The following is a 22,117-nucleotide window of genomic DNA, read 5'->3' on the forward strand; positions in this document are numbered from 1 at the left end:
ATGCTGCAGTGCCCCGGAGCCGTCATCATGCCTGATTTGTCTGCACTCACCGTTTACTGGTCGCCCGCCGAGCTTTCATCCAACCTGATCATGGCCCTGCATCTGCTGGGTTCCATGCTGCTGGGGCTGTTGCTCGGTTATGAGCGCAGCTATCGCGGGCGAGCGGCAGGCATGCGCACCTATGCCCTAGTCTGCATGGCATCGACGGGGCTGGTTGTGGCTGTTGGCTACCCACAACTCTGGTTTGGCGGCCAGCTCGCCTCCAGCCATGGACTGGGAGGCAGCTTTGGTGATCCGACCCGGGTTATCCAGGGGATTGTCAGCGGCCTTGGGTTTCTCTGTGCCGGGGTCATCATGCGCGAGGGATTCAATATCAGCGGCCTGACGACTGCGGCATCCATCTGGGCCGCCTCGGCAATCGGCATTCTGATTGGCATCGGTTTTTATCTGTCGGCAATCGTACTGACATTGTTGTGCGTCAGCTGCATGATGTGGGGGGCCAGGCTGGAAGCCTGGCTGCCATCCCGTCCCGCCATTGCGGTAACCCTGAGATTCAGTGCCCAGGCAAGAGTCAGCGAGGAAGAGCTGCGGGCATTTGCGCACGCCCACGGCTACGATGTGGCCAGTGGCAGCATTCACATCGATGCCGGTCAGGCACTGCAGGAGTGGCACTTCGTCTGTGTCGCTGTCAGCAAGCATGCCGGCTCCAGCCTGAGCCATCTGGCGCAGGTTTTGCCGCAATTCGAAGGCCTGCAGGAATACCGCCTTGGTCACGCCCGCAACTGATTTGTTGCATGCCCAGCGAGCACCTATGCTGTAGGAAGCATTCAGCAAGCAGGAGATCGGGATGGCCGCCAATCAGGCGTTGAACCAGATGGTTCAGATGAACGAAAGCATCAAGCTGGTCGTTAATATTGCCTTTCGCATCAACCTGATGGCGCTCAATGCGATTCTGCTTTCCCGGCGCGCCGGTGATCTAGCCCGTGGCTTCGGAGTGATTTCGCAGGAACTGTGTTCCCTGTCCGTGGCGCTTTCGGAAAACATGCGGCAGGTTTCCGCGCATGCATTCCATAGTGTGGCGCACCTCTCCGTCGGGCTGCGCCGCCAGCATCGCATGGATCTGTTCGTGCGTACTCATCAGCAGCAGACTGATGCGCGTATCGATGCCGTATTGCAGGAAGGGGCAGACTTTCTCTCCCGCAGTCATGAAGCAGCCGCCCATGAAGAAGCACAACTCCACCATCTGCTCGAGGATGCCGAGCAGTTGTGTCTGTTCGGCATCGCACTGTCACGCTCTGCGAAGATCGAAGCGGCCTATGGCGCCAGCTACAGCAGCGCCCTGCGGGAAATCGCCCAGGAATTTGACGACTATATTCAAGCCATTCTGCCGGAGCTGGTTCAGCTGCGGCGCAACCAAGCAAGGTAAATCCCGCTAATGAAACGTTCCATCACCTTTTTCCAGGAAGGCCAGACCCGCTGGACTGTCATCGCCCGCGACCCGGAAAAGCAGCAGTTCGTGATCGATACCAACGAATACCTGATCGAAAAGGATGGCCGGGCCCTGCTCGCAGACCCCGGGGGCAGCGAGATTTTTCCAGCCGTTTTCACCGCGCTGACCAGTGCCTGTAATCCAGCCAATCTCGATTATCTGTTTGCTTCGCACCAGGACCCTGACATCATTTCCTCACTGGCGCTCTGGCTGGATTACAAACCGTCCTTGCGCTGCTATGTCAGCCGGCTGTGGTCAGGTTTCATCCCGCATTTCGGTGGTGACGGACAGACCCTGCTGGCAATCCCGGATGAAGGCATGGATATCCAGCTGGGCAGCGGCAGGCTTTTTGCCATGCCGGCCCATTTCCTGCACTCTTCGGGCAACTTCCATCTTTACGATCCACAGTCGCGCATCCTCTTCTGTGGCGATGTGGGAGCCGCACTGCTGCCGCATGAGCAAACCGATATCTTCGTTACTGATTTCGATCGGCACATTCAGCATGCCGAAGGCTTTCACAAGCGCTGGATGGGCTCTCAGGAAGCCAAACTGGACTGGTGCGCCAGAGCTGCAAACATGGAGATCGACATGCTCTGCCCGCAGCATGGCGCCATCTACCAGGGGGCCGACGTGATGCGCTTCATCAACTGGTTTGCCGAGCTGCCGGTCGGACTGTCTACCTTTGCCAAGGCCAAAACTTGCTGAACCGGTTCAGCGCTTCGGTACTGACTGGCTGACGCTGCGTGGCGTACTTTGCAAACAATCGCCTTCCTGCGGGCAAACTTCCACCTGGATGGTCTCCGGGGCCGAAGCTGCAGGCACGCGTATCTCGCCACAGTAGCTGTTCACGGTTACGCCCGGGCGTGCGCGGTCACCTACTTGGCACAGCCGTACCTGCTTCTGCCAGGAACCCAGACTGGCCGGCTCGGTAATTTCCGTAGCACCCGCACCATCCAGCAAACGCCACTGGCGCGGCTGCTGCTTGAGCCGGTACTGCGGGATCGACCACAGCAGCAGCATTGAATCCACCGTACCCCGCTCGATCGTCACCAGCGGACGCAGTTGTTCTTCGCTGGGCAGCAATACTTCCAGACTGGCTGGTGGGCTTTCCGCGCACAGCAGCTGATTGCAAAGCCGTACGCTGATCTGGTGTTTTCCGGGCTGCATCCCCAGCATCTGCAGCATGCCGGCCTGGCTATTGGGCGTGTTCTCGGTAAAAACGCGTGATTCGCTGCTGACCTTGCCATCGATCACCACCTGCCAGTAGCTGCCGGTTTTCCCCCACCACATATGCCATTCCAGCTGGAAAGCCTCGCCGGTATTGATTTGCGGAAACCAGCCCAGCTCGGGCGGAGAGGGCAGGCCTTCATTCTGGCTGTCGCTCTCACTCCCCTGATCGCCAACCCAGGTCGTTGCAAAGGCTGAAGTGCACGTTTCCTTGCCGTCGGTTTCGCGGTTGCACAGGCGAACTTCGAACTCATGCCGGCCATCAGCAAGTTTATCCAGTGTCTGCACGCCACTTTGCACGGCCAGCATTTCCATTTCGAACGCCTCGCGTTCGGCTTTGCCAAGCTGACGAGAGAGATCGCGCTGCTGGAACTGCCGGCTGCGCAGGAGCATCTCGCCATTATCCCAGATCTCCCAGTATTCCCCGGGCGTGCCGTAACCGATATCCCAGCCGATAGACACTGTGCGTGCTTCGAGCCTTGGAGGCAGTGGATCAAGCAAAGGAAGCGCGGGCTTGCGGCTGGTCACCGGGCCGAAAGATTCACTGAACTGTGCCTGCGGCAAGGGCTTGATTTCCGGCGCATTGCCGGCGGGGACAGGCGGTGCAGCCAGTACGGTGCAGTTCAGCAGACCATTACTGGTCGGCGTGCAGAGCCTGTCGCCCAGTTTTTCTGCTTCTGCAGGGGTCATCAGGGCACCTTGTGCCTGGCCTTGGCACAATAGTGCAGCGGCAGCAACGGACTGGCACAGTCGTTTCAGAGAGACACTATTCATGCTGGTGGCGCACAGGTGGATGAATTGAAAGCTTACCGGCAGATGCTCAGCCAGTATAGCCAGCCACGTAGCCTGGTGCGCAAGTGTCGCCTGCAGTTGCAGTTCTTGATGGGTATATCTGTACAGTCAACATCAATAATGGACTGGCATTTAATACGTGCTTGCGTATTAATCTCAGCCGCCGGCTTTGCGCAATAGCAGATCCAGCCAGCGCGTCGGCAGCAGTCGCTTGAGCCACCAGAACAGGCGGGTCGGGAAGGTCACACGATAGCGGATGGCCGGACGACGACTTTCTACGGCATGAATCAGGGCCTGGCTGGTGGCTGCGGGGCTCAGGGTAAAGCGGCTGCTGGGGCCAGGCTTGGCCAGCCGATCCTGCATGCTGGCATACAGAGCCGCATGCACGCCGCGCTGCACCGGCGCCACCCAGGTTGCGAACTCGCGGGCAGCATTGACGCGAAAAGCACTTTCGATCGGGCCAGGCTCGATGAGAATCGTTTCGATGCCCGTGCCGGCCAGTTCAAGCCGCAGCGTATCGGCAAAACCTTCCAGGGCAAATTTGCTGGCATTGTAGGCTCCGCGCGCCGGCATCGCGGCAAAACCAAGCACGGAACTATTGAATACGATACGTCCATGCCCCTGCCGGCGCATCCACGGCAAAATCGCATTGGTCAGCTCGATGCTGCCGAACACATTGGTTTCGAACTGGTGCCGCATGGCCTCGCGGCTGAGATCCTCGACCGCCCCCGGTACGCCGAAGCCGGCATTGTTGTAGAGCGCATCCAGCCGCCCCCCTGTCACCCCATCCAGCCACTGCACGGCAGTTTCAATGCTGTGGCTGTCCGCCACATCCAGCAATACGGCCTCGAACCCCTCGGCGCGCAGCCGGCTGACATCTTCGATCCGCCGTGCCGAAGCAAATACTCGCCAGCCTCTGGCGCGCAGGGCGTGAGCGGCGTGATGGCCAATACCGGACGAGCAACCGGTAATCAGAATCGAGCGGGAAGCAGTCATTGCAAAGTCGGGAAACGGAATCGGGCGCGCATGATGCCACGCCCTGCTGCGTTCGGCCACTGCCGCATCGTGCTGCTCTGCCGTCGGCGAAATGCAACAACGGCAGGCCTTTCCGATTAGCGGTCTTTGCGGGGAAGGTGACTTGCGCTAGGGTTGCCGGTTACGCGCACTAGGGAAAACCCCTAGAAAAATAAAACGGAGAATAACCGAATGCTAACAATCCTGATGGCCATTGTTGCTGGCCTGCTCATCATTGCCCTTGCCCTGTATGGCTGGCTCAGTTACCGCCAGAGTCGCAGCCAGCCCGCTGTCGAATCAAACCCCGGAGTGCTGATTACCGGCCGGCAGCAGGATCGCTGAGTCGTTCGCCCTGGCAATCAGGCGTCACCGCCGCCTTTTTTCATCACCTTGCCGTCAGCCACACGCTGGCGGCGCACTTCCTTCGGATCCGCAATCAGCGGGCGATAGATTTCCACCCGATCCTTGTCGCGCAGGACAGTTTCCGCCTTGACGGCCTTGGCAAAGATGCCCAGCTTGTTTCTGGCGAGATCAATCTCCGGATATTCCGCAAGAATGCCGGAGCGTTCCACCGCTTCGCGCGCGGTACAGCCTTCCTCGACTTTTACGCTCAAGAGCGTCTGCTTGGCCTGTGTGGCATATACAACTTCGACAGTAATCTGGGCCATGGTGCTTATCCGTAAAGCTTGTCGGCCTGACGGACGAAGGCATCGACAAACGTGGAAGTGATCTTGTTGAAAACAGGGCCGATAACGGCCTCGAGTGCCTTGCTGGAAAATTCGTAATCGAGCTCGAATTCGACCTTGCAGGCATCCTCCATCAGCGGCGTGAATTGCCAGATGCCGGCAAGCTGCCGGAAGGGGCCATCGACGAATTCCATCACGATGCGGTTTTCACTCAGCTGGTCTCGGGTGCGAAAGAAACTGCTGACCTTGAGAAATTCGATCCGCACGGTGACATCGAGCATGTCTGCAGTGCGCTCATGCACCTCGACACCGCCGCACCAGGGCAGGAATTTGGGGTAGTCCTCACAGCGGACGACCAGATCGAACATCTGCTGCGCGGAATAGGGGGCTAGGACGGCTTTACGGATGCACTGCATGCGGGATGGAACAGCGGTAGAATGGGCGGCTTGACGAGAAGGGTATTCAAGCCAAAACATGATTGTCCAAGATGCTACTGCTGCCTACGAGAGTGCGCAACTGGAAAACCTGCGACTGCCGCCGCATTCGCTCGAAGCCGAGCAATCGGTGCTCGGCGGCTTGCTGCTGGAAAATGGCGCTTTCGACCGGATTGCAGACATTCTGTTTGCCAGCGATTTCTATCGCGATGATCACCGGCGGATTTTCGAAGTCATTGCCAAACTGATCGAGCTGAATCGCCCGGCCGACGTCATTACAGTATCCGAAGCACTGGATTCGAATAACGAGCTCACCTATGTCGGCGGCATGGCCTATCTGGGCAGCTTGGCACAGAATACGCCGTCGGCAGCCAATATTCGCCGCTACGCGGAAATCGTGCGCGAAAAGTCGGTGATGCGCCAGCTGGCCAGCGTCGCAACGGAAATCGTCGACGCAGCCTACAACCCGGCCGGCCGGGAGGCATCCGACCTGCTTGATGAAGCCGAATCCAAGGTGTTCCAGATTGCCGAGCAGTCGCAAAAGGGCAATCAGGGCTTCATTTCGATGTCGCCGATCCTGAAGGAAATCGTCGAGCGCATTGACCATCTGTATCAGCAGGAAAACCCGGCTGAAGTGACCGGCACGGCAACCGGCTTTATTGACCTGGACAAAATGACCTCCGGCCTGCAAGCGGGGGATCTGATTATCGTGGCCGGGCGTCCTTCCATGGGCAAGACCGCCTTTGCGGTGAATATCGCCGAACATGTGGGCTGCGAACTGAAAAAGCCGGTGGCGATTTTCTCGATGGAAATGGGGGCTACCCAGCTCGGCATGCGGATGGTGGGCTCGGTGGGCCGCATCGACATGCATAAGCTCAAAACCGGCCGCTTTGACGACGAAGACTGGCTCAAGCTGACCCATGCGGTTGGCAAACTTTCCGAGGCGCCAATCTTCATCGAGGAAACCGGCGCGCTCTCGGCGCTGGACATTCGCACGCGCTGTCGCCGCCTTGCTCGCCAGCATGGCGAACTGGGCTTGATCGTGATCGATTACCTGCAGCTGATGAGTGGTCGGGCCGGTGCCAAAGATCAGAACCGCGCGACCGAACTGGGTGAAATATCGCGTTCGCTCAAGGGTTTGGCCAAGGAACTGAAAGTACCGCTGATCGCACTGTCACAGCTATCCCGTTCGGTGGAACAGCGAACCGACAAACGCCCGATGATGTCCGACTTGCGCGAATCCGGCGCGATCGAACAGGATGCGGACTTGATCATGTTTATGTACCGGGACGAGTACTACAACCCGGACAGCCCGCACAAAGGTCTGGCCGAATGCATTGTCGGCAAGCACCGTAACGGTCCGGTCGGCCGTGTGCCGCTGGTCTTCCAGGGCATGCATGCGCGCTTTGGTAATGCGGTGATGCGCCCCGAGGGCTGGAATAGCGACCTGGAGTCTTAATGACTCATGCGTATATGCCTGCAGGCATTATGAGAAAAGGACTGCATGCATATACATCCCCATGTATCAATCAATCCCGAGCACAGCCTTGATGGTGCGCACGACGCCGTTTTCGGTATTGTGCGGTGCCAGATAAGTGGCCCGCGCCTTGAGGTCAGGGTGGGCATTGGCCATGGCGAAGGCATAGTCTGCCTCGTCCATCATTTCCAGATCATTGAGAAAATCGCCGAACACCATCGTCTGGGCCTTGCTGATGCCGCGCAAGGCCTGGATGTGGCGGATACCTGAGCCCTTGTTGACGCCCGAGGCCATTACATCCAGCCAGTTCTTGCCCGAAACCACCACCAGATGCCGGTCGGAATAGGCGCTGAATGCCGGGTAGATCACCCGTTCGGACGATTCATGCGTATAGAGCGCCACCTTGAGGATCTCGTCCTCGACGGCCAGCAGATCGGCCACGCTGGCCATGCGCGGATAGTAGCGATCAACTTCGGTACGGAATGTCGCAGAAGCACTTTCGATATAGGCTGACGTCTTGCCGCACAACACTACCTCGACCGGTGCTCCGCTTGCACGCAATGAGCGATAGGTGCGCAGCAATTCGCGGGCTTCTGGAAGCGAGAGACAATCCGAACTGAGCTCGCGACCTTGTTCGACCACATAACTGCCGTTCTCCGCAATGAAGATCAGCTCGTCCGCCACAGGCGCAAAGCGCTCCAGCAGGCTGTAATACTGACGCCCGCTGGCGGGGCAGAAAATAATGCCGCGCCGGTGCAGCTCGTCGATCAGCGGCCAAAATTCATCATGAATGGCATGTGCGTCATCGAGCAGCGTGCCGTCCAGATCACAGGCAATTAGCCGGATATCCGGGCGTGTGGCGAATTGCGGGGGCATGATGGGGGGGGAGCCATTGGGCATGGGCAAACTCGCTCTCGGAGGGCAGGGAAACCCGATTATAGGCGCAGGCATTCCAGCTGAATTGTCTGGCGTTGCGATTGGGTATAATCGGACCTCTACCACCGTACAACGCCAGCGCATGAAGATTACCGATTTTCGCGACAGCATCACGCCCGCTCATGATCAGCCCAGCCCCGAGCGGCTCCTGAGCCAAACTTCTCCCGCCCGCACCACCTGGGAACATTACCTGAGCTGCGATCAGGCATTCAGCTGCGGCATTTGGGCCTGCGAGCCCGGACACTGGCGCATCCGCTTTGCGGCAAACAAGCACGAATTCTTCTGCGTCATCAGCGGCAAGGTCAGGCTGCACGCCGAGTCCGGCCAGCTGACTGAAGTCGGCCCCGGGGACGCTGCAGTGATTCCCGCCGGTTTTATCGGCAGCTTCGAAGTGGTCGAAGCCGTCAGGAAGTACTTTGTGGTCTACGAAAGCCCTCTCTCGGCTGGCTGAGGCGCACAGACGGGAAACTCCAGCTCGAAACAGACACCACTGCCTGTTTCACCCGGTAGCAGCCGGACATCCCCCCCCAACGCCCCCGTTGCCAGTGAATACACCAGATACAGCCCCAGCCCGGAGCCGCCTTGTCCGAAACGGGTGGTGAAGAAGGGGTCGAATACCTTGCTGTGCAAGGCATTGGCAATACCTTTGCCGGTATCCCGGTAATGCAGGCGACAACGGCCATTTTCGAGGTGCGCGCGAATGCTGATGGTGCCTACCTGATGAGGGTCGAAGGCATGGACAAGCGAATTGCTGATGAAATTCGTGATGATCTGTTCGAACGCGCCGGGATAGCTGTCGATCAGCATGCCTTCCGGCAAATCCAGCTCGAAGGTGATGGGGCGCTTCTTGTATTGTGGCGAGAGCGCCCAGAGTACCTCCTCGACAGTGATGCGCACATCAAAATGCCGGCGCTGGTTCGATGAGGTATCGACAGCTACCTGCTTGAAGTTCGCAATCATGTCACTGGCACGACGGGAATTGCGCACAATCAGCTGCAGGGCGTCAGTTGCTTCATCCAGATAATGCTCAAGCTGGCTCTTCTTCAGGCTGCCCGCGGCCATCGAAGTCTTCAGGTCGGCATGGCGGGCTTCAAGCGTAGTCGCGGAAACCAGATTGATTCCAAGCGGTGTATTTAGCTCGTGCGCCAGTCCGGCGACCAGATTGCCCAGGGCGGCGATTTTCTCTGACTGGACCAGGTGCTCCATGACTTTCTTCAGCTCCTGGTTGGCCCGCTCCAGTTCGGCTGTGCGCTGCTGCACACGATCTTCCAGTCGGTCATTGCTTTCCTGCAAGGCCGCATTGAGCTTGGCAACATCCTGCATGAATGCCTCGCGCTCATGGCTGGCCAGTACGCGCACCACGACCGTTGCCAGCTGGCCGGCCAGCAATTGTTCATCCATCGTCCAGTTGCGTTGCCTTTCCAGCTGCTCAAACCACAGCAGCCCTTGCAGAGAGCCGCCCAGCAACAGCGGCTGCACCAGCAGAGCCTGTATATTGCGTTGCTCAAGATAGTGCTGGTATAGGCGCCAGGTATAGCGGTGATACTTGGCGTTATGCGCGATGATGCTTTCACCACTGGCCAGCTCGGCAAGAAAGTCCGAGGCATTACCACGATCAATCACCTCACCGGCGACGAGCTCCTGACCATCAAGAGCCAGCCGGCAATGGCACACCATCCGGCCGTGCAGGGGATCATCAAGCCAGATCGAGCACTGGCTTGCCCGCAGAATTTCGCAACCATTGCGCACCAGAATGGCGAGAATGGCGTCCTTGCTCTGTTTTTCGAGAACCGGATCCGTCGAGATTTCCAGCAGCTGTCGGGTCGGGCTGCGGGTCAGGCCGGCGAGATTTTCCAGCTCGCGCGCCTCACCGCCAGCATTGCTCGCCAAGGCGATCTGCATCTGAATCTGGACTGCACTGCGGCTTGCCCGTAATGCCTGTTCCCAGCGGCCAGCCAGCTCGGCGGTGTGTGACAAGGCCTCCCAGATTCGGCATTCGATATGCAAGGCACCGGCACGTTTGGCGAATAGCAGCCCGCGCTGCAGCTCCCGGATGGCCTTGTGCAATTTGGACTGCCGCTCCAGTGCTTTGGCGCTGACCATGCAGATGTTGGCCATGCCCCACCAGTGACCTGTGGCAGTGCACAGCCGCCGGGCCTCGATCAGCTTTGCCTGCGCGTGATCGACCTGATCGCGAGCCAGATCAATCTCGGCGAGGCGAAACAGTGTTTCACCTTCGTCGTCCTCATGACCGAGCTGGCGGCAATAGGCCAGGACGATGCCATAAGCGTGTTCCGCTTCCTCCAGCAGGCCTTGCCGGTAAAGATTGACACCCAGATTGAGCTGGGCATTCAGGATCAGATCGGCGGCATCGTATTTTTCAGCCTGTGCGGCGGCCACCTTCAGTACTTCAACGGCATGTGCCGAATCGCCCAGCGCATCATAGATCTGCCCGATGCCAATCTTGGCGTAAATCCATGTCACATGGTCGCCCGCCAGTTCGGCGCACTCGAGTGATGAAGCCCAGGCCTGCATGGCCTGCCGGTACTCGGCTCGCGTATACAGCGAGCGTCCGATCAGATTGAGCAGCTGTGCTTCGGCCTCGAACAGATGATGGCTTTGCGCCAGTTGCATCGCCTCGTACAGCAGGTTGATGGCTTCGTCCGGGTAACCGCGCTGATCGATCAACAGGGCGTAGTGCTGCGCCACACTGATGAAGGCCAGATCATCATGCAGCTCTCGGGCACGCTGCAGCGTCTGCTCGCACAGGGTAAAGCCTTCTTCACGCCGGCTGTGCACCAGCTGGCCAATCTGCACGACAGCATCATGGAGCTCGCTGCTGATCTGCAGCGGTTTTACCGAAGCATTGATGGCATCTCGCGACATGCGTCTTGTCTCAGCTCTCCAGCATGCGGCGGATCACCCGGTTGAACGGTGCCAGCCACGCGGGATCAAACTGATCCACCGTGGCATTGACTTCCGAGATCGCGCGCAAAACCGAACGTTGCTGGCCACGATGACTGTGTTTCAGCATCACCGACTCGAAGGCATCCACCAGCGCGAGAATCCGGGCTCCCGGATGAATCCGGTCCAGCGGCAGGCCATTTGGATAACCAGTTCCCCCTGGGCGTTCGTGATGTTGCAGACAAATTTCTGCGGCCACACTCCAGCCGGGCATTCTGGCAAGCAAGCCGGCAGCCCAAGAAGGGTGTTCGACCAAGCGCAGCCGGTGTGCGTCGTCCAGCACCGCACTGGTGAGCCAGTATTCGGCAGGCAGGAACATCATGCCGATATCATGCAGATACACCGCCGCTTCCAATTGTTGCGGATCGACAGGCAGCCCCGCTTCCCGGTTGGTATCCTGGGCAAGGCGCAGATTGCGGGCAGTCCGCCCCTGATACAGGGGTGAATGGGCTTCCAGTTGCAGGGCCAGCGTACGGAAAAATGCCAGATCTTCCTGCAGAGCCCCGTCACTCATGGTGAAGGAGGGGAGCCGCGAGGGCAGCCTTACCGCTGCGGGTTTGAAACCGGTGATGTTGTGAATCAGTTCGGTAATGGCATCATCGAGTGGCTTTTCGGCCAGATCGATCAGGGACTCAAGTCCATCGCACAGATCCTGCAGGCGCAGATGCGCCAGCGAACGATTCTGCTCAAGTGCGTCAACAGCTTGCTCGATCCGGTCCAGCGTCAGCAACATCACTTCACCTTGCAATTCGGTGAAGCGCAATTCATTGCTGCGCAGACGGGTCAGGATATTCTCGATGCCGTGCACCAGCGGAATCACCCAGTCGATCTGGCACAGGCCGGCATCCCCCTTGATGTTGTGGAATGCGCGAAACAGATCGGCGATGACGGGATTGCTGCTTGGCTGACGGCGCAATTCGGCCAGGAGTTGTTCGACCCTGGGGGCATAATCCGCCAGTGCATCATGGAAGTCGCGAAAACTCTCCGCGTCACGGATTTCCGGGTGGATGAAATCAACGTCAGCCATGCGTGGCACCTGTCGGAATGGTTACTCCAGTATGGCTGCTGTCACGAAGGCTTGCCAGTTTCAGACGATTTGGCAGTCCGAAACGCCAGTTCATCCGGCGTATCCATCCGGCCCAGTACAGCATTGCGTGCAGGAAAGCGGCCAAAACGGCGGATCAGTTCGCGATGCTGTTCGGCGTGTTCGAGCAACACTGCCAGCCCCGGGTCAGTGGCCCAGTTTGCCATTTGCTCCACGCAAAAATCCTGATCGGCCAATGACTCGGAATGTTCGAATGGCAGGAGCACGAACAATTGCTCCAACGCAGACAAGCGGCCAAAGTCCGGATGGTTGCAAGCTTTCTGAGCCAGCTGGCGGGCGAGTGGATCGCAGGCAAAGGCCTTGGGGCTCTGTCGGTATAACTGGCGGGAAAACTGGTCAAGAACGATGATCAGCGCACGCAGACCCGTCCACGTATCGGACCAGTGTGCCAGCGTGCCGGCTGCGGCTCGTTCATGCAAGGCTGCGAAGCGGCGATGCACCTCGGCATCAAATGCCGGGTTGGCTGCAAACCACTCGGCATTGAACCGGATGGCGCCAGTGGCGTCCCGTTCAGAAAACCAGAACGCCAGCACCTCGGCAGGATCGGCGCCAACTGGCCGGCCCGCCTTGACCCGTCCTTCAGGACTGCCGCGGCGAATGAGCATTACTGGCGTGCGCCGCGCAGATTGGCGGGCAGGGGGGCGTTGTAATTGGCACGCCACGGATTAATATCCAGCCCGCCTCGTCGCGTATAGCGGGCATAGACGGCCAGTTTCAGTGGCGCGCACTGGCGCAAGATATCCATGAAAATACGCTCGACGCATTGCTCGTGGAATTCGTTGTGGTTGCGAAAGCCGATCAGGTAGCGGAGCAAGCCCTCACGGTTGATGGGTTGTCCGGTATAGATAATCTGCACGCTGGCCCAGTCCGGCTGGCCGGTAACGAGGCAATTCGATTTCAGCAGATTGGAGGTCAGCGTTTCTTCGATCGGGCTGTCGAGCTCATCACACTTCAGCCAGTTCGCATCAGGCGTGTACTGGTCGACGTCGATATCCAGATTATCGATGTTATAACCAGCCAGTTCGCCGAATTTCAGCCCTGTGAACTGTTCCGGCTCGCGGATCTGCACCACGACCGGTGCGCCACAGGCCGAGGATAGATCTGCACGCAACAACTCCGCCAGCGCAGTGGCATCGGCAAGCCTGCTCTGGTTGAAGCTGTTGAGGTAGAGCTTGAATGATTTGGATTCGATGATGTTCGGGCTATCGGCCGGAATCATGAATACGGCCATTGCCACCTGTGGCTTGCCACGCAGATTCAGCCACGACAGCTCGTAGCCGTTCCAGATGTCCATGCCCATGAACGGCAGTTTGCCGGTAATGCCGATTTCATCGCGCTTGCCCTGCCGGGGGATTGGAAAAAGCAGGGAAGGGGCGTATTCGCTGACATAGGCCGAGACCTTGCCCAGCGGTGACAGGGCGGGATCACTCATGTGCGTACCGTAAGCATCAAAACAGACAAGCCGGATTGTACCGGCTTGCGCTGTAAAACTCGAATCATGTCCATGCATAGGTATATGGCTATATCCCTTTCAAATAGATAGCTGCAACCATATACCCAGCTAGGTTAAAACACATTCAGTCCCTTGAGCATGACAATCAGCACCAAGAGCGGCGAAATATAACGAACCAGCACAAACAGCACCCGGATCAGCGAGCGGTTCTGCAACTGGCCGTTATTCGACAATGCCGCTTCAAGTTGCGGCAAGCCGTAGACCCAGCCAACAAACAAGCACATCAGAATGCCACCGATTGGCATCAGCACATTCGAGCTCAGATAATCGAACAGATCGAAAGGATTCTTGCCGAATACCAGCCAGTCAGCCGTGCTGGAGAACGAGAGAATGGCCGGGGCGCCAGCCAGAGCCAACACGCCAACAGAGAGCAGGGTGGCATTGCGGCGCGTGAAGCCGAAGCGCTCGGACAGTACCGCCACCGGCACTTCCAGGATCGACAGCATCGCGCCAGTTGCAGCAATGGCCGCCAGCACGAAGAACAGCGTCATGAAGATTTGTCCGCCCGGCATGCTGGCAAACACCGCCGGAATTGTCATGAACACCAGGGATGGGCCGCCAGCCGGCTGGAAACCAAAGGAAAAGACGGCCGGAAAAATCGCTATACCCGCGAGCATGGATACCGTCAGATCAGCCAGCATCACCCGCATTGCGGTTGCGGGAATATTCTGCTCCGGACGGAAATAGCTGCCGTAAGTCAGCATGGTGCCAATTCCTACCGACAGCTTGAAAAAAGCCAGACCCATGGCCGTGAGCACCACGCCGGCAGTGATTTTGCTGAAATCGGGCGCAAACAGGAACTTCAGGCCATCCATGGCTCCCGGCAGGGTCAGGCTGCGCACGCACAGCAGCACCAGCAGCAGGAACAGTACCGGCATCAGCTTCTTGGTAACCGCTTCGATGCCCTTGGCGACGCCCATGATGATGATGGCACCGGTAAAGGCCAGCACGCCCCATTGCCACAGCAGCACCTGCCAGGGATTGCTGACCAGTGCACCGAATGCGGCCTCGGCCTGCTTGGGGTCGGTGGTGGCAATGCTGCCACTGATGGATTTGAAGATGTAGGCAAAGACCCAGCCTGCCACGCCGGTATAGAAAGCCAGGATCAGCACCGCTGCCACCAGCCCCATATAGCCAATGGCCTGCCAGGCGGGCTGGTCTGGCTTGAGCTTATGAAAGGTTGATACGGCATCGGCGCGAGCGGTGCGCCCCAGCATCATTTCACTGATCATTACCGGCAGACCGACAATCAGCGTTGCCAGCAGGTAGACCAGCAAAAAGCCCGCACCACCATTTTCACCGGTCAAATAGGGGAATTTCCAGATGTTGCCAAGGCCGACCGCGGAACCCAGCGTTGCCACCAGCACGGCAAATGTCGAGGTGAAACCGTCCCTGTTGCCTGTTGTCATTTTGAGCCTCCATCAATGGCGGATTTTTTGCGAACTATTGTCCAGCGCGGATGGCTTGTCCATGCGGGATAACAGCGACACTTCACGCCCATGACAAATAACTGATGGTAGACTTGCGAAATTATGACCGTTCATCAGGAGAATCCGCGCATGCTGCAATGGTTCAGCCGGCTTATCAACCCGACCCGCTTTGTTGACGAAAGCCACAGCCGCTTTCCGCCAACCGAGTTGCTGCCGGCACGTCCGCTTGCTGCGCGCGGTGAAACGCACGACCTGCTGAAGAAGTCACTCATTTATCGCATCAAGCGCGATGCCTTGCATATCGTTGCCGAACTGAATCAGGGCACCCCGATGGAGAACTGCGAGTTGATGGCGCGCCAGCTGGCTTTTGTGCAGAAAGAACTGATTCAGGCGGCGTATCACGACGAGAGCATTCCGAAAGAACAACGCCTGGCGCTGGCGAAGTATCACGCGGTCAACATCCGCCAAGGGCTGGGCGAACGCCGCACCAACGGATTACGAGGCGTGGCGCCACAGAAGAGCGAGTAGCGCCTTTGCATTTCATCAAGAGCCGGAACAGTGTTCCGGTTTCTTTCAATCTAGACAACTTTACATAATATACATTATGCGATGTAGTGAATTATTCACTTGCTACGTCTGAGATATATCAAATAATCTGAGTTCAGCCGGCACTATGCTGACGTCAACGAGTTAGACAAGCCAGACAGAAAACCCGTCTGGTCCCGGTTTCAAAAATACGGTCCGCCAAATCAGGCGGATCAGCAAGGAGAAAACGATGGCTGTTACCAATGTCCAGGAACTTGATGCACTGGTTGCCCGCGTCAAGAAAGCCCAGCAACTCTTCGCCAGCTACTCGCAAGAGCAAGTTGATGAGATTTTCCGTGTCGCCGCACTGGCTGCTGCGGATGCCCGCATCCCGCTGTCCAAGATGGCCGTAGCCGAAACCGGCATGGGGATTCTCGAAGACAAGGTAATCAAGAACCACTTTGCATCCGAATACATCTACAACGCCTACAAGGATGAAAAGACCTGCGGCGTGCTGTCCGAAGACAAGACCTTCGGCACCATCACCATCGCCGAACCGGTCGGTATCATCTGCGGTATCGTGCCGACAACCAACCCGACTTCGACTGCGATTTTCAAGGCGCTGATTTCACTGAAGACCCGCAACGGCATCATCTTCTCGCCACACCCGCGTGCCCGCAAGTCCACTTGCGAAGCCGCCCGACTGGTCCTGGAAGCGGCCGTGTCCGCCGGCGCCCCGCGCGACATCATCGGCTGGATTGACGAGCCGACCGTTGAGCTCTCCAACCACCTGATGCGTCACCCGGACCTGAACCTGATTCTGGCCACGGGGGGCCCGGGCATGGTGCGCGCGGCGTATTCCAGCGGCAAGCCGGCCATCGGCGTGGGTGCGGGTAACACCCCGGTCGTGATCGACGAAACGGCTGACATCAAGCGCGCCGTAGCGTCCATTCTGATGTCCAAGACCTTCGATAACGGCGTGGTCTGTGCTTCCGAACAATCCGTGATCATCGTCGACAGCATCTACGAACAGGTGAAGGAACGCTTCAACAGCAACGGTGGCTACATCCTGAACAAGAAGGAAACCGAAGCCGTTCGCAAGGTCATTCTCGTTGATGGCAACCTGAACGCCGGCATCGTGGGCCAATCCGCCGTGAAGATTGCCGAGATGGCCGGCATCAAGGTGCCGCCGTACACCAAGGTACTGATTGGTGAAGTGACTTCCGTCGGTGAAGAAGAAGCCTTTGCCCACGAAAAACTTTCGCCGACCCTGGCCATGTACCGCGCCAAGGACTTCTTCGATGCGGTCGCCAAGGCTGAAGCACTGGTCGCACTGGGTGGTATTGGCCACACCTCGTCGCTGTACACCGACCAGGATCTGCAGAAGGAGCGCATCAACTACTTCGGCGACAAGATGAAGACCGCGCGGATTCTGATCAACACCCCGTCCTCCCAAGGTGGTATCGGTGACCTCTACAACTTCAAGCTTGCCCCGTCGCTGACACTGGGTTGCGGTTCCTGGGGCGGCAACTCCATCTCGGAAAACGTGGGTCCGAAGCACCTGATCAACAAGAAGACCGTTGCCAAGAGGGCCGAGAACATGTTGTGGCACAAACTGCCGAAGAGCATCTATTTCCGTCGCGGCAGCCTGTCCGTGGCGCTGGAAGAACTGGCCGGCAAGAAGCGCGCAGCCATCGTGACCGACCGCTACCTGTTCAACAACGGTTATGTCGATGAAACCATCCGCATTCTGAAGAACCAGGGCATCGAAGTCGAAGTCTTCTATGAAGTGGAAGCCGACCCGACACTGGCCGTGGTACGCAAGGGTGTGGCCATGCTCAACAGCTTCAAGCCCGATGTGATCATCGCGCTGGGCGGCGGCTCGCCGATGGATGCGGCCAAAATCATGTGGGTGATGTACGAGCATCCGGACGTGGCCTTCGAAGACCTGGCGCTGCGCTTCATGGACATCCGCAAGCGGATCTACAAGTTCCCGAAGATGGGCATCAAGGCCGAGCTGATCGCAATTCCGACAACCTCCGGTACCGGCTCCGAAGTCACCCCGTTCGCGGTGGTAACCGACGAATCGACCGGCGTGAAGTACCCGATCGCCGATTACGAGCTGACCCCGAACATGGCCATCGTTGATCCGAACCTCGTGATGAACATGCCCAAGAGCCTGACTGCCTTCGGCGGTATCGATGCGGTTACCCACGCACTGGAAGCGTATGTATCGGTCATGGCCAATGAGTACAGCGACCCGCAGGCCCTGCAAGCGCTGAAGCTGCTCAAGCAATACCTGCCCTCCTCCTACAGCAACGGAGCCAAGGATCCGAAGGCACGCGAGGAAGTGCACAATGCCGCGACCATCGCCGGTATCGCCTTTGCCAACGCCTTCCTGGGCGTATGTCACTCGATGGCGCACAAGATCGGTGCCGAGTTCCACCTGGCGCACGGCCTGGCCAACGCACTGCTGATCTCGAACGTCATCCGCTACAACGCGGTCGACATCCCGACCAAGCAGACTGCCTTCAGCCAGTACGACCGTCCGCAGGCCAAGTGCCGCTACGCCGACATCGCCGAGCACCTGGATCTGCCGGGCAAGAACGACGATCAGAAGGTCGAGGCGCTGGTGACCTGGGTCGACAGCCTGAAGAAGGAACTGAACATTCCGGCTTCCATCAAGGAAGCGGGAGTTTCCGAGGAAGACTTCCTCGCCAAGGTGGATCGCATTGCTGAAGAAGCTTTCGATGACCAGTGTACCGGCGCCAACCCGCGCTATCCGCTGATCTCGGAACTGAAGCAGATCCTGCTCGACTCCTTCTACGGCCGTCCGTATGTCGAGGCCTACCAGCGTGAAGAAGCGAAGGCCAAGTAATTTGCCTTGATTTCGTTCTGCAAACAAAAACCCCGCACATGCGGGGTTTTTGTTTGCTTGTCCGGCGAAAACTAATTCGGCCGCTTGAACCATCGCTTTATGGCAAGCCAAGCCAGTGTCAGTGCGATGCTCGGGTCTAGCAAGAGAAACACCACCGCAATCCAGACAGCCTGTTCCGGCCAGACCCACAGGCTGGCACCGGCACCAGCCACGCCACAAAGAAATGGTGGCGCAAATGAAAATGTCCCCTTATCCCGGCGCAAAATGAATGCCAGCAGCATGATCCAGTTCAACGCAATGAACAGTGCCGCCAGCACAGTGACCGTGATGCAGAGCCAGTAAAGGATTCCGCCGGCGAACATGTTGCTCAGCCGGCAGCAGGGCGGTCGATGGCGTACTCGACCAGCGTTTCCAGCGAGACATAGTCCAGCACCTGCTCATCCGACGCGGCAAGATACAGTGGTGGCGCAACCCCGGCCTGCAGCGCCTCGACCCAGCGCAGCGCACACAGGCACCAGCGATCGCCCGGCTTGAGTCCCGGGAACCCGTATTCAGGGCGCGGGGTAGAAAGATCATTACCGCGTTGGCGTGAAAAAGCGAGAAAAGCGGCACTGACCTGCACACACATGGTGTGCTGGCCAGGATCGTCGCTCAGACTGTGACAGCAGCCATCGCGCAGATAGCCGGTAAGCGGATCGTGGCTGCAGGCTTGCAGCGGCTGGCCGAGAACATTGGTCGATTGCATGTGGCGCTCCGGCAAATACAAATATGGGTATACTGCTACAGGCTGCAATTTAAAAGGGATTTAGCCATATACCCTGAAAAACGAATCAAGCCGATTCACCCATCAGCGTAAGCAGCAAGGGTCGGATGGCGCGCGGCCGTTTGCCCGGTACCGCTGCACTGACATGAATCGCGGACCGCCCATCGACGTCAGCTTCATGCTCGATCCATTGCCGGTTGCGCACGATTTGCAGCAGTTTCCAGTGATAGCAGAGGCGCTGCAGTGCATAGGCCAGCACAAGCAGGCCGATGCCCCACCAGGCTAGGCTGCCAGGGGGTAGTATTCCGCCGGCACGGTTCTGGGTGCCCTGCCAGAGCTGATAAAGGGCGAACATGACAATCCACGTGGAAAACATCAGTCTCACGGCGGCCATCAGACTGAACTTTTGCTGCATTTCCGCGGGCTGCAGGAACAGCACATCCCGCAATACCGTGCCGTCGTCCTCGACCGGAATGCCACGCCACTCGGATTTGAAGCGCACACGAACGGCATGTCGTATCACGATGCCCTGCTCTTCCCATTTCTGCTGTTGCATGGCCGCCCATACCGGATATAAAAAACCGATCAGAAGCAGGTAGGCCAGTCCCGCGGCATGGCCAAGCGCCCCCGCAGTAATGGACAGCAAAGGGAGAACCATTGGCTGATAGTGCTCCAGCATGTAGCCGAAAACGGTTTGATGGGCAGGTTGATCCGAGTTGCTCATGTTCGCCCCATCATCAGCAAGGCCACCTTCATTTGCGCTGCTCCAGCACCATGGCACCATCGCGCAGCAGAATATCGAAGCGGTTCAGTACATTCATGCCCAGCAGCAATTCGTCGCCAAGGTGTGGCACGACGATCGCACGCACCTGCTCCAGCCGGAATGGCGGCAGATCCAGCTCCGGCAACACGGTTTCGTAGCCCTCGACACTGCCATTGGCAGTTTGCGTGGTGACGCGTGTGCCGCGGGGCAGGCCGAGACGTTCGGCCAGTGCCTGATCGATAGTGACGGACGTTGCGCCGGTATCGAGCATGAACAGCACACGCTGGCCCGCGATGCTGCCGCTGCTGCGATAGTGGCCATCGGCCGAGCGCGGGATGGTCAGGCTGCCGTCGCCGGCAATCCGGACGGCGGGTGCCTGCCGTTCGGCCAGAAGGCCGGAAAACAGCCAGTAACCGCCCCCCAGAACGGACAGCCACAGCAAAATCAGAGCCGGAGTGGAGCGCAGCATCGTATACACCACAATGTATCTATCGCTGGATAGGATGAATGGATGGTTTCAAAGCCATACCTGATCAAATGCTGGACAGGCGCATGCCATCGTAAGCGCAGACCATTCCGTCCGGCAGGATGGCGTTCAGCGCATGGTATTCCAGTTCATGGGTCATGTGGATCATCACGGTCTGTTTCGCCGCAATGCGTTGCGCCCAGTCCACTGCCTGCTGGCGCGACAGATGCGTGGGGTGGCCGGTTTCGCGCAGGCAATCCAGCATCAGGATGTCCAGCCCCTGCAGCAGTGGCAGGCTGGTGTCGGGGATGGCGGACACATCGGTCAGGTAGGCCACGTTACCGATGCGCCAGCCCAGGATCGGCCAGGTGCCGTGCTGCAGCGGAATGGGTTGCACGGTGACACCACCCAGCTCAAACGGCTGGTCGTGCACTTCATGCAGCAGCAGCACCGGTTTGTCCCACGAAGTATTCGGCTGCAGCAGCGTATAGGGAAAGCGCTCGCGGATGTGGCTGAGCATCAGTGCATTGCCATACACCGGCAAGGCCGTTTTCTGCAGCCAGCAGAACGCACGCAGATCGTCGATGCCGTTGAGGTGGTCGGAATGCGGATGCGTGTAAAGCACAGCATCAACATGCAGCAGTTGCTCGCGTAAGCACTGCTGTCTAAGGTCCGGGCCGGTGTCGATCAGGAAGGTCTTGCCGTTGGCGCGCAATACCGCCGAGGCACGGGTACGCACATTGCGCGGATCCGACGAGCTGCAAGTCGGGCAGCGGCAGCCGAGTGCCGGAGTGCCGCCGCTGGAGCCGACACCAAGCAGCAATACATCGACTGCGCCAGTCCGGCTCACGCGGCCGCCTTGGCAAAGAGCCGGAAGAAGTTGGCCGTGGTTGCCTGCGCGACTTCCTCGACACTGACCCCCTTCAGTTCGGCAATGAATTCGCCGACGTGTCGCACCCAGGCCGGACGGTTGAGCTTGCCGCGATGCGGCACCGGGGCCAGATAGGGGCTATCGGTTTCGATCAGTAGCCGCTCCAGCGGCACATGACGTGCCACCTCCTGCAACTCCAGCGCCTTTTTGAAGGTGACGATACCGGAGAGCGAAATATAAAAACCCTGCTCCATCGCGGCGTCCGCCACCGCGATCGATTCGGTAAAGCAGTGCATCACCCCGCCCGCCGCACAGGCGCCCTCTTCGCGCATCAGCCGCAGCGTATCGTCGCTGGCCGAGCGGGTGTGGATAATCAGCGGCAGGCCGGTTTCGCGGGCGGCGCGGATGTGCACGCGAAAGCGCTCGCGTTGCCATTCCATGTCAGCAATGCTGCGGCCTTCCAGCCGGTAGTAATCCAGTCCGGTCTCGCCAATGGCTACGACACGGGGATGGCGCGCTTCCTGCACCAGTTGTGCGACGGTTGGTTCGGGGGTGTCCTCGTAATCCGGATGGACACCGACGGACGCAAAGAACTGCGGATGGGCTTCAGCCAGCGCGAGCACTTGGGGGTATTCCGGCAGGTTTACCGAAACGCACAGCGCATGACTGACCTGCGCAGCCTGCATGTCGGCGAGATGCTGCGGCAGGTTCTGCACCAGCTCGGGGAAATTCAGATGACAGTGAGAATCAACAAACATGGATGCCAGTCAGTAAAAAAGGCCGC

The 22,117-nt window shown here is 58.6% G+C and carries 24 protein-coding genes; 8 read left to right on the plus strand and 16 right to left on the minus strand.

Annotated features, from left to right (window positions below; genetic code table 11):
- Positions 1–27: 27 nt before the first annotated feature.
- From INR99_RS08650 to INR99_RS08660, 3 genes are all read left to right on the plus strand, one after another.
- On the plus strand, positions 28–786 hold the full coding sequence (locus tag INR99_RS08650) for an MgtC/SapB family protein (RefSeq protein ID WP_194115941.1): 759 nt from the start codon (positions 28–30) through the stop codon (positions 784–786).
- A gap of 61 nt (positions 787–847) precedes the next feature.
- Positions 848–1,426, plus strand: coding sequence for a methyl-accepting chemotaxis protein (locus tag INR99_RS08655; RefSeq protein WP_194115942.1), 579 nt, complete (start codon positions 848–850; stop codon positions 1,424–1,426).
- Positions 1,427–1,435: 9 nt separating this feature from the next.
- Positions 1,436–2,194, plus strand: a complete 759-nt coding sequence (locus INR99_RS08660; protein WP_194115943.1) for an oxygen-binding di-iron domain-containing protein — start codon at positions 1,436–1,438, stop codon at positions 2,192–2,194.
- Between the two features lie 6 nt (positions 2,195–2,200).
- Here the strand turns inward: INR99_RS08660 and INR99_RS08665 are convergent, their stop codons facing one another.
- Both INR99_RS08665 and INR99_RS08670 read right to left on the minus strand, forming a co-directional pair.
- Positions 2,201–3,406, minus strand: a complete 1,206-nt coding sequence (locus INR99_RS08665) for a chitinase N-terminal domain-containing protein (protein ID WP_194115944.1) — start codon at positions 3,404–3,406, stop codon at positions 2,201–2,203.
- A 258-nt stretch (positions 3,407–3,664) separates the two neighbouring features.
- On the minus strand, positions 3,665–4,504 hold the full coding sequence (locus INR99_RS08670) for an SDR family NAD(P)-dependent oxidoreductase (RefSeq protein WP_194115945.1): 840 nt from the start codon (positions 4,502–4,504) through the stop codon (positions 3,665–3,667).
- A gap of 210 nt (positions 4,505–4,714) precedes the next feature.
- Here INR99_RS08670 and INR99_RS08675 point away from each other — a divergent pair, with 210 nt between their 5' ends.
- Positions 4,715–4,864 (plus strand): hypothetical protein, encoded by a 150-nt coding sequence (locus INR99_RS08675; RefSeq protein WP_194115946.1) that lies wholly within the window; start codon positions 4,715–4,717, stop codon positions 4,862–4,864.
- A gap of 17 nt (positions 4,865–4,881) precedes the next feature.
- Here the strand turns inward: INR99_RS08675 and INR99_RS08680 are convergent, their stop codons facing one another.
- Both INR99_RS08680 and INR99_RS08685 read right to left on the minus strand, forming a co-directional pair.
- The gene (locus INR99_RS08680; protein WP_194115947.1) at positions 4,882–5,190 is read right to left on the minus strand and encodes an RnfH family protein; all 309 of its coding nucleotides are present in this window, start codon (positions 5,188–5,190) and stop codon (positions 4,882–4,884) included.
- Positions 5,191–5,195: 5 nt separating this feature from the next.
- Positions 5,196–5,624: a type II toxin-antitoxin system RatA family toxin gene (locus INR99_RS08685; protein ID WP_194115948.1), complete on the minus strand. Its 429-nt coding sequence runs from the start codon at positions 5,622–5,624 to the stop codon at positions 5,196–5,198.
- 58 nt (positions 5,625–5,682) lie between these two features.
- On the opposite strand from INR99_RS08685, the gene dnaB reads away from it, so the two are divergent.
- A complete protein-coding gene (gene dnaB, locus INR99_RS08690; RefSeq protein ID WP_194115949.1) occupies positions 5,683–7,101 on the plus strand; it encodes a replicative DNA helicase in 1,419 nt (472 codons plus the stop codon).
- A 66-nt stretch (positions 7,102–7,167) separates the two neighbouring features.
- On the opposite strand, the gene INR99_RS08695 is transcribed toward dnaB, so the two are convergent.
- Positions 7,168–8,019, minus strand: coding sequence for a Cof-type HAD-IIB family hydrolase (locus INR99_RS08695; protein WP_194115950.1), 852 nt, complete (start codon positions 8,017–8,019; stop codon positions 7,168–7,170).
- A gap of 118 nt (positions 8,020–8,137) precedes the next feature.
- Between INR99_RS08695 and INR99_RS08700 the strand changes: the two genes are divergently transcribed.
- Positions 8,138–8,506, plus strand: a complete 369-nt coding sequence (locus INR99_RS08700) for a cupin domain-containing protein (protein ID WP_194115951.1) — start codon at positions 8,138–8,140, stop codon at positions 8,504–8,506.
- Here the strand turns inward: INR99_RS08700 and INR99_RS08705 are convergent.
- From INR99_RS08705 to INR99_RS08725, 5 genes are all read right to left on the minus strand, one after another.
- Positions 8,479–10,941, minus strand: coding sequence for an ATP-binding protein (locus INR99_RS08705; RefSeq protein ID WP_194115952.1), 2,463 nt, complete (start codon positions 10,939–10,941; stop codon positions 8,479–8,481). The genes INR99_RS08700 and INR99_RS08705 overlap by 28 nt on opposite strands.
- Positions 10,942–10,951: 10 nt before the next feature.
- A complete protein-coding gene (locus INR99_RS08710) occupies positions 10,952–12,046 on the minus strand; it encodes an HD domain-containing phosphohydrolase (protein ID WP_194115953.1) in 1,095 nt (364 codons plus the stop codon).
- A 41-nt stretch (positions 12,047–12,087) separates the two neighbouring features.
- Positions 12,088–12,729 carry a DUF924 family protein gene (locus tag INR99_RS08715; RefSeq protein ID WP_194115954.1) on the minus strand — a complete coding sequence of 214 codons (642 nt, stop codon included), beginning with the start codon at positions 12,727–12,729 and terminating at the stop codon, positions 12,088–12,090.
- Entirely contained in the window at positions 12,729–13,556 is an 828-nt protein-coding gene (gene queF / locus INR99_RS08720; RefSeq protein WP_194115955.1) for an NADPH-dependent 7-cyano-7-deazaguanine reductase QueF, read from the minus strand. Before queF ends, INR99_RS08715 begins: the two co-directional genes overlap by 1 nt.
- Before the next feature lie 134 nt (positions 13,557–13,690).
- Positions 13,691–15,046: a sodium-dependent transporter gene (locus tag INR99_RS08725; protein WP_194115956.1), complete on the minus strand. Its 1,356-nt coding sequence runs from the start codon at positions 15,044–15,046 to the stop codon at positions 13,691–13,693.
- A gap of 150 nt (positions 15,047–15,196) precedes the next feature.
- Here INR99_RS08725 and INR99_RS08730 point away from each other — a divergent pair, with 150 nt between their 5' ends.
- Complete coding sequence (locus INR99_RS08730) at positions 15,197–15,595, plus strand: hypothetical protein (protein WP_194115957.1); 399 nt, start codon at positions 15,197–15,199, stop codon at positions 15,593–15,595.
- A gap of 247 nt (positions 15,596–15,842) precedes the next feature.
- On the plus strand, positions 15,843–18,470 hold the full coding sequence (adhE, locus tag INR99_RS08735) for a bifunctional acetaldehyde-CoA/alcohol dehydrogenase (RefSeq protein WP_194115958.1): 2,628 nt from the start codon (positions 15,843–15,845) through the stop codon (positions 18,468–18,470).
- 71 nt (positions 18,471–18,541) lie between these two features.
- Here adhE and INR99_RS08740 read toward each other — a convergent pair whose 3' ends face one another.
- The 6 genes from INR99_RS08740 to INR99_RS08765 all read right to left on the minus strand — a co-directional run bounded on the left by INR99_RS08740 (position 18,542) and on the right by INR99_RS08765 (position 22,091).
- Complete coding sequence (locus tag INR99_RS08740; protein ID WP_194115959.1) at positions 18,542–18,832, minus strand: hypothetical protein; 291 nt, start codon at positions 18,830–18,832, stop codon at positions 18,542–18,544.
- Positions 18,833–18,837: 5 nt separating this feature from the next.
- Complete coding sequence (locus INR99_RS08745; RefSeq protein ID WP_194115960.1) at positions 18,838–19,215, minus strand: DUF2237 family protein; 378 nt, start codon at positions 19,213–19,215, stop codon at positions 18,838–18,840.
- An 85-nt stretch (positions 19,216–19,300) separates the two neighbouring features.
- Positions 19,301–19,957 carry a hypothetical protein gene (locus INR99_RS08750; protein ID WP_194115961.1) on the minus strand — a complete coding sequence of 219 codons (657 nt, stop codon included), beginning with the start codon at positions 19,955–19,957 and terminating at the stop codon, positions 19,301–19,303.
- 28 nt (positions 19,958–19,985) lie between these two features.
- Positions 19,986–20,465, minus strand: coding sequence for a retropepsin-like aspartic protease family protein (locus INR99_RS08755; RefSeq protein WP_194115962.1), 480 nt, complete (start codon positions 20,463–20,465; stop codon positions 19,986–19,988).
- A gap of 64 nt (positions 20,466–20,529) precedes the next feature.
- Complete coding sequence (locus tag INR99_RS08760) at positions 20,530–21,312, minus strand: MBL fold metallo-hydrolase (protein WP_194115963.1); 783 nt, start codon at positions 21,310–21,312, stop codon at positions 20,530–20,532.
- Positions 21,309–22,091 (minus strand): TatD family hydrolase, encoded by a 783-nt coding sequence (locus INR99_RS08765; protein ID WP_194115964.1) that lies wholly within the window; start codon positions 22,089–22,091, stop codon positions 21,309–21,311. The genes INR99_RS08760 and INR99_RS08765 overlap by 4 nt, the downstream gene beginning before the upstream one ends.
- Positions 22,092–22,117: the final 26 nt, after the last annotated feature.

The sequence above is a fragment of the Chitinilyticum piscinae genome (genome assembly GCF_015223195.1).
Taxonomy (GTDB): Bacteria; Pseudomonadota; Gammaproteobacteria; order Burkholderiales; family Chitinibacteraceae; genus Chitinilyticum; species Chitinilyticum piscinae.

Bases quoted from the DNA above. Each gene is read 5' to 3' on its own strand.
- INR99_RS08695 (WP_194115950.1), bottom strand. From the start codon at position 8,019: ATGCCCAATGGCTCCCCCCCCATCATGCCCCCGCAATTCGCCACACGC.
- INR99_RS08660 (WP_194115943.1), top strand. From the start codon at position 1,436: ATGAAACGTTCCATCACCTTTTTCCAGGAAGGCCAGACCCGCTGGACT.
- INR99_RS08685 (WP_194115948.1), bottom strand. From the start codon at position 5,624: ATGCAGTGCATCCGTAAAGCCGTCCTAGCCCCCTATTCCGCGCAGCAG.
- INR99_RS08730 (WP_194115957.1), top strand. From the start codon at position 15,197: ATGCTGCAATGGTTCAGCCGGCTTATCAACCCGACCCGCTTTGTTGAC.
- queF (WP_194115955.1), bottom strand. From the start codon at position 13,556: ATGAGTGATCCCGCCCTGTCACCGCTGGGCAAGGTCTCGGCCTATGTC.
- INR99_RS08755 (WP_194115962.1), bottom strand. From the start codon at position 20,465: ATGCTGCGCTCCACTCCGGCTCTGATTTTGCTGTGGCTGTCCGTTCTG.
- INR99_RS08750 (WP_194115961.1), bottom strand. From the start codon at position 19,957: ATGAGCAACTCGGATCAACCTGCCCATCAAACCGTTTTCGGCTACATG.
- INR99_RS08665 (WP_194115944.1), bottom strand. From the start codon at position 3,406: ATGACCCCTGCAGAAGCAGAAAAACTGGGCGACAGGCTCTGCACGCCG.
- INR99_RS08765 (WP_194115964.1), bottom strand. From the start codon at position 22,091: ATGTTTGTTGATTCTCACTGTCATCTGAATTTCCCCGAGCTGGTGCAG.
- INR99_RS08670 (WP_194115945.1), bottom strand. From the start codon at position 4,504: ATGACTGCTTCCCGCTCGATTCTGATTACCGGTTGCTCGTCCGGTATT.
- INR99_RS08715 (WP_194115954.1), bottom strand. From the start codon at position 12,729: ATGCTCATTCGCCGCGGCAGTCCTGAAGGACGGGTCAAGGCGGGCCGG.
- dnaB (WP_194115949.1), top strand. From the start codon at position 5,683: ATGATTGTCCAAGATGCTACTGCTGCCTACGAGAGTGCGCAACTGGAA.
- INR99_RS08700 (WP_194115951.1), top strand. From the start codon at position 8,138: ATGAAGATTACCGATTTTCGCGACAGCATCACGCCCGCTCATGATCAG.
- INR99_RS08675 (WP_194115946.1), top strand. From the start codon at position 4,715: ATGCTAACAATCCTGATGGCCATTGTTGCTGGCCTGCTCATCATTGCC.
- INR99_RS08705 (WP_194115952.1), bottom strand. From the start codon at position 10,941: ATGTCGCGAGATGCCATCAATGCTTCGGTAAAACCGCTGCAGATCAGC.
- INR99_RS08745 (WP_194115960.1), bottom strand. From the start codon at position 19,215: ATGCAATCGACCAATGTTCTCGGCCAGCCGCTGCAAGCCTGCAGCCAC.
- adhE (WP_194115958.1), top strand. From the start codon at position 15,843: ATGGCTGTTACCAATGTCCAGGAACTTGATGCACTGGTTGCCCGCGTC.
- INR99_RS08710 (WP_194115953.1), bottom strand. From the start codon at position 12,046: ATGGCTGACGTTGATTTCATCCACCCGGAAATCCGTGACGCGGAGAGT.
- INR99_RS08650 (WP_194115941.1), top strand. From the start codon at position 28: ATGCCTGATTTGTCTGCACTCACCGTTTACTGGTCGCCCGCCGAGCTT.
- INR99_RS08655 (WP_194115942.1), top strand. From the start codon at position 848: ATGGCCGCCAATCAGGCGTTGAACCAGATGGTTCAGATGAACGAAAGC.
- INR99_RS08740 (WP_194115959.1), bottom strand. From the start codon at position 18,832: ATGTTCGCCGGCGGAATCCTTTACTGGCTCTGCATCACGGTCACTGTG.
- INR99_RS08725 (WP_194115956.1), bottom strand. From the start codon at position 15,046: ATGACAACAGGCAACAGGGACGGTTTCACCTCGACATTTGCCGTGCTG.
- INR99_RS08680 (WP_194115947.1), bottom strand. From the start codon at position 5,190: ATGGCCCAGATTACTGTCGAAGTTGTATATGCCACACAGGCCAAGCAG.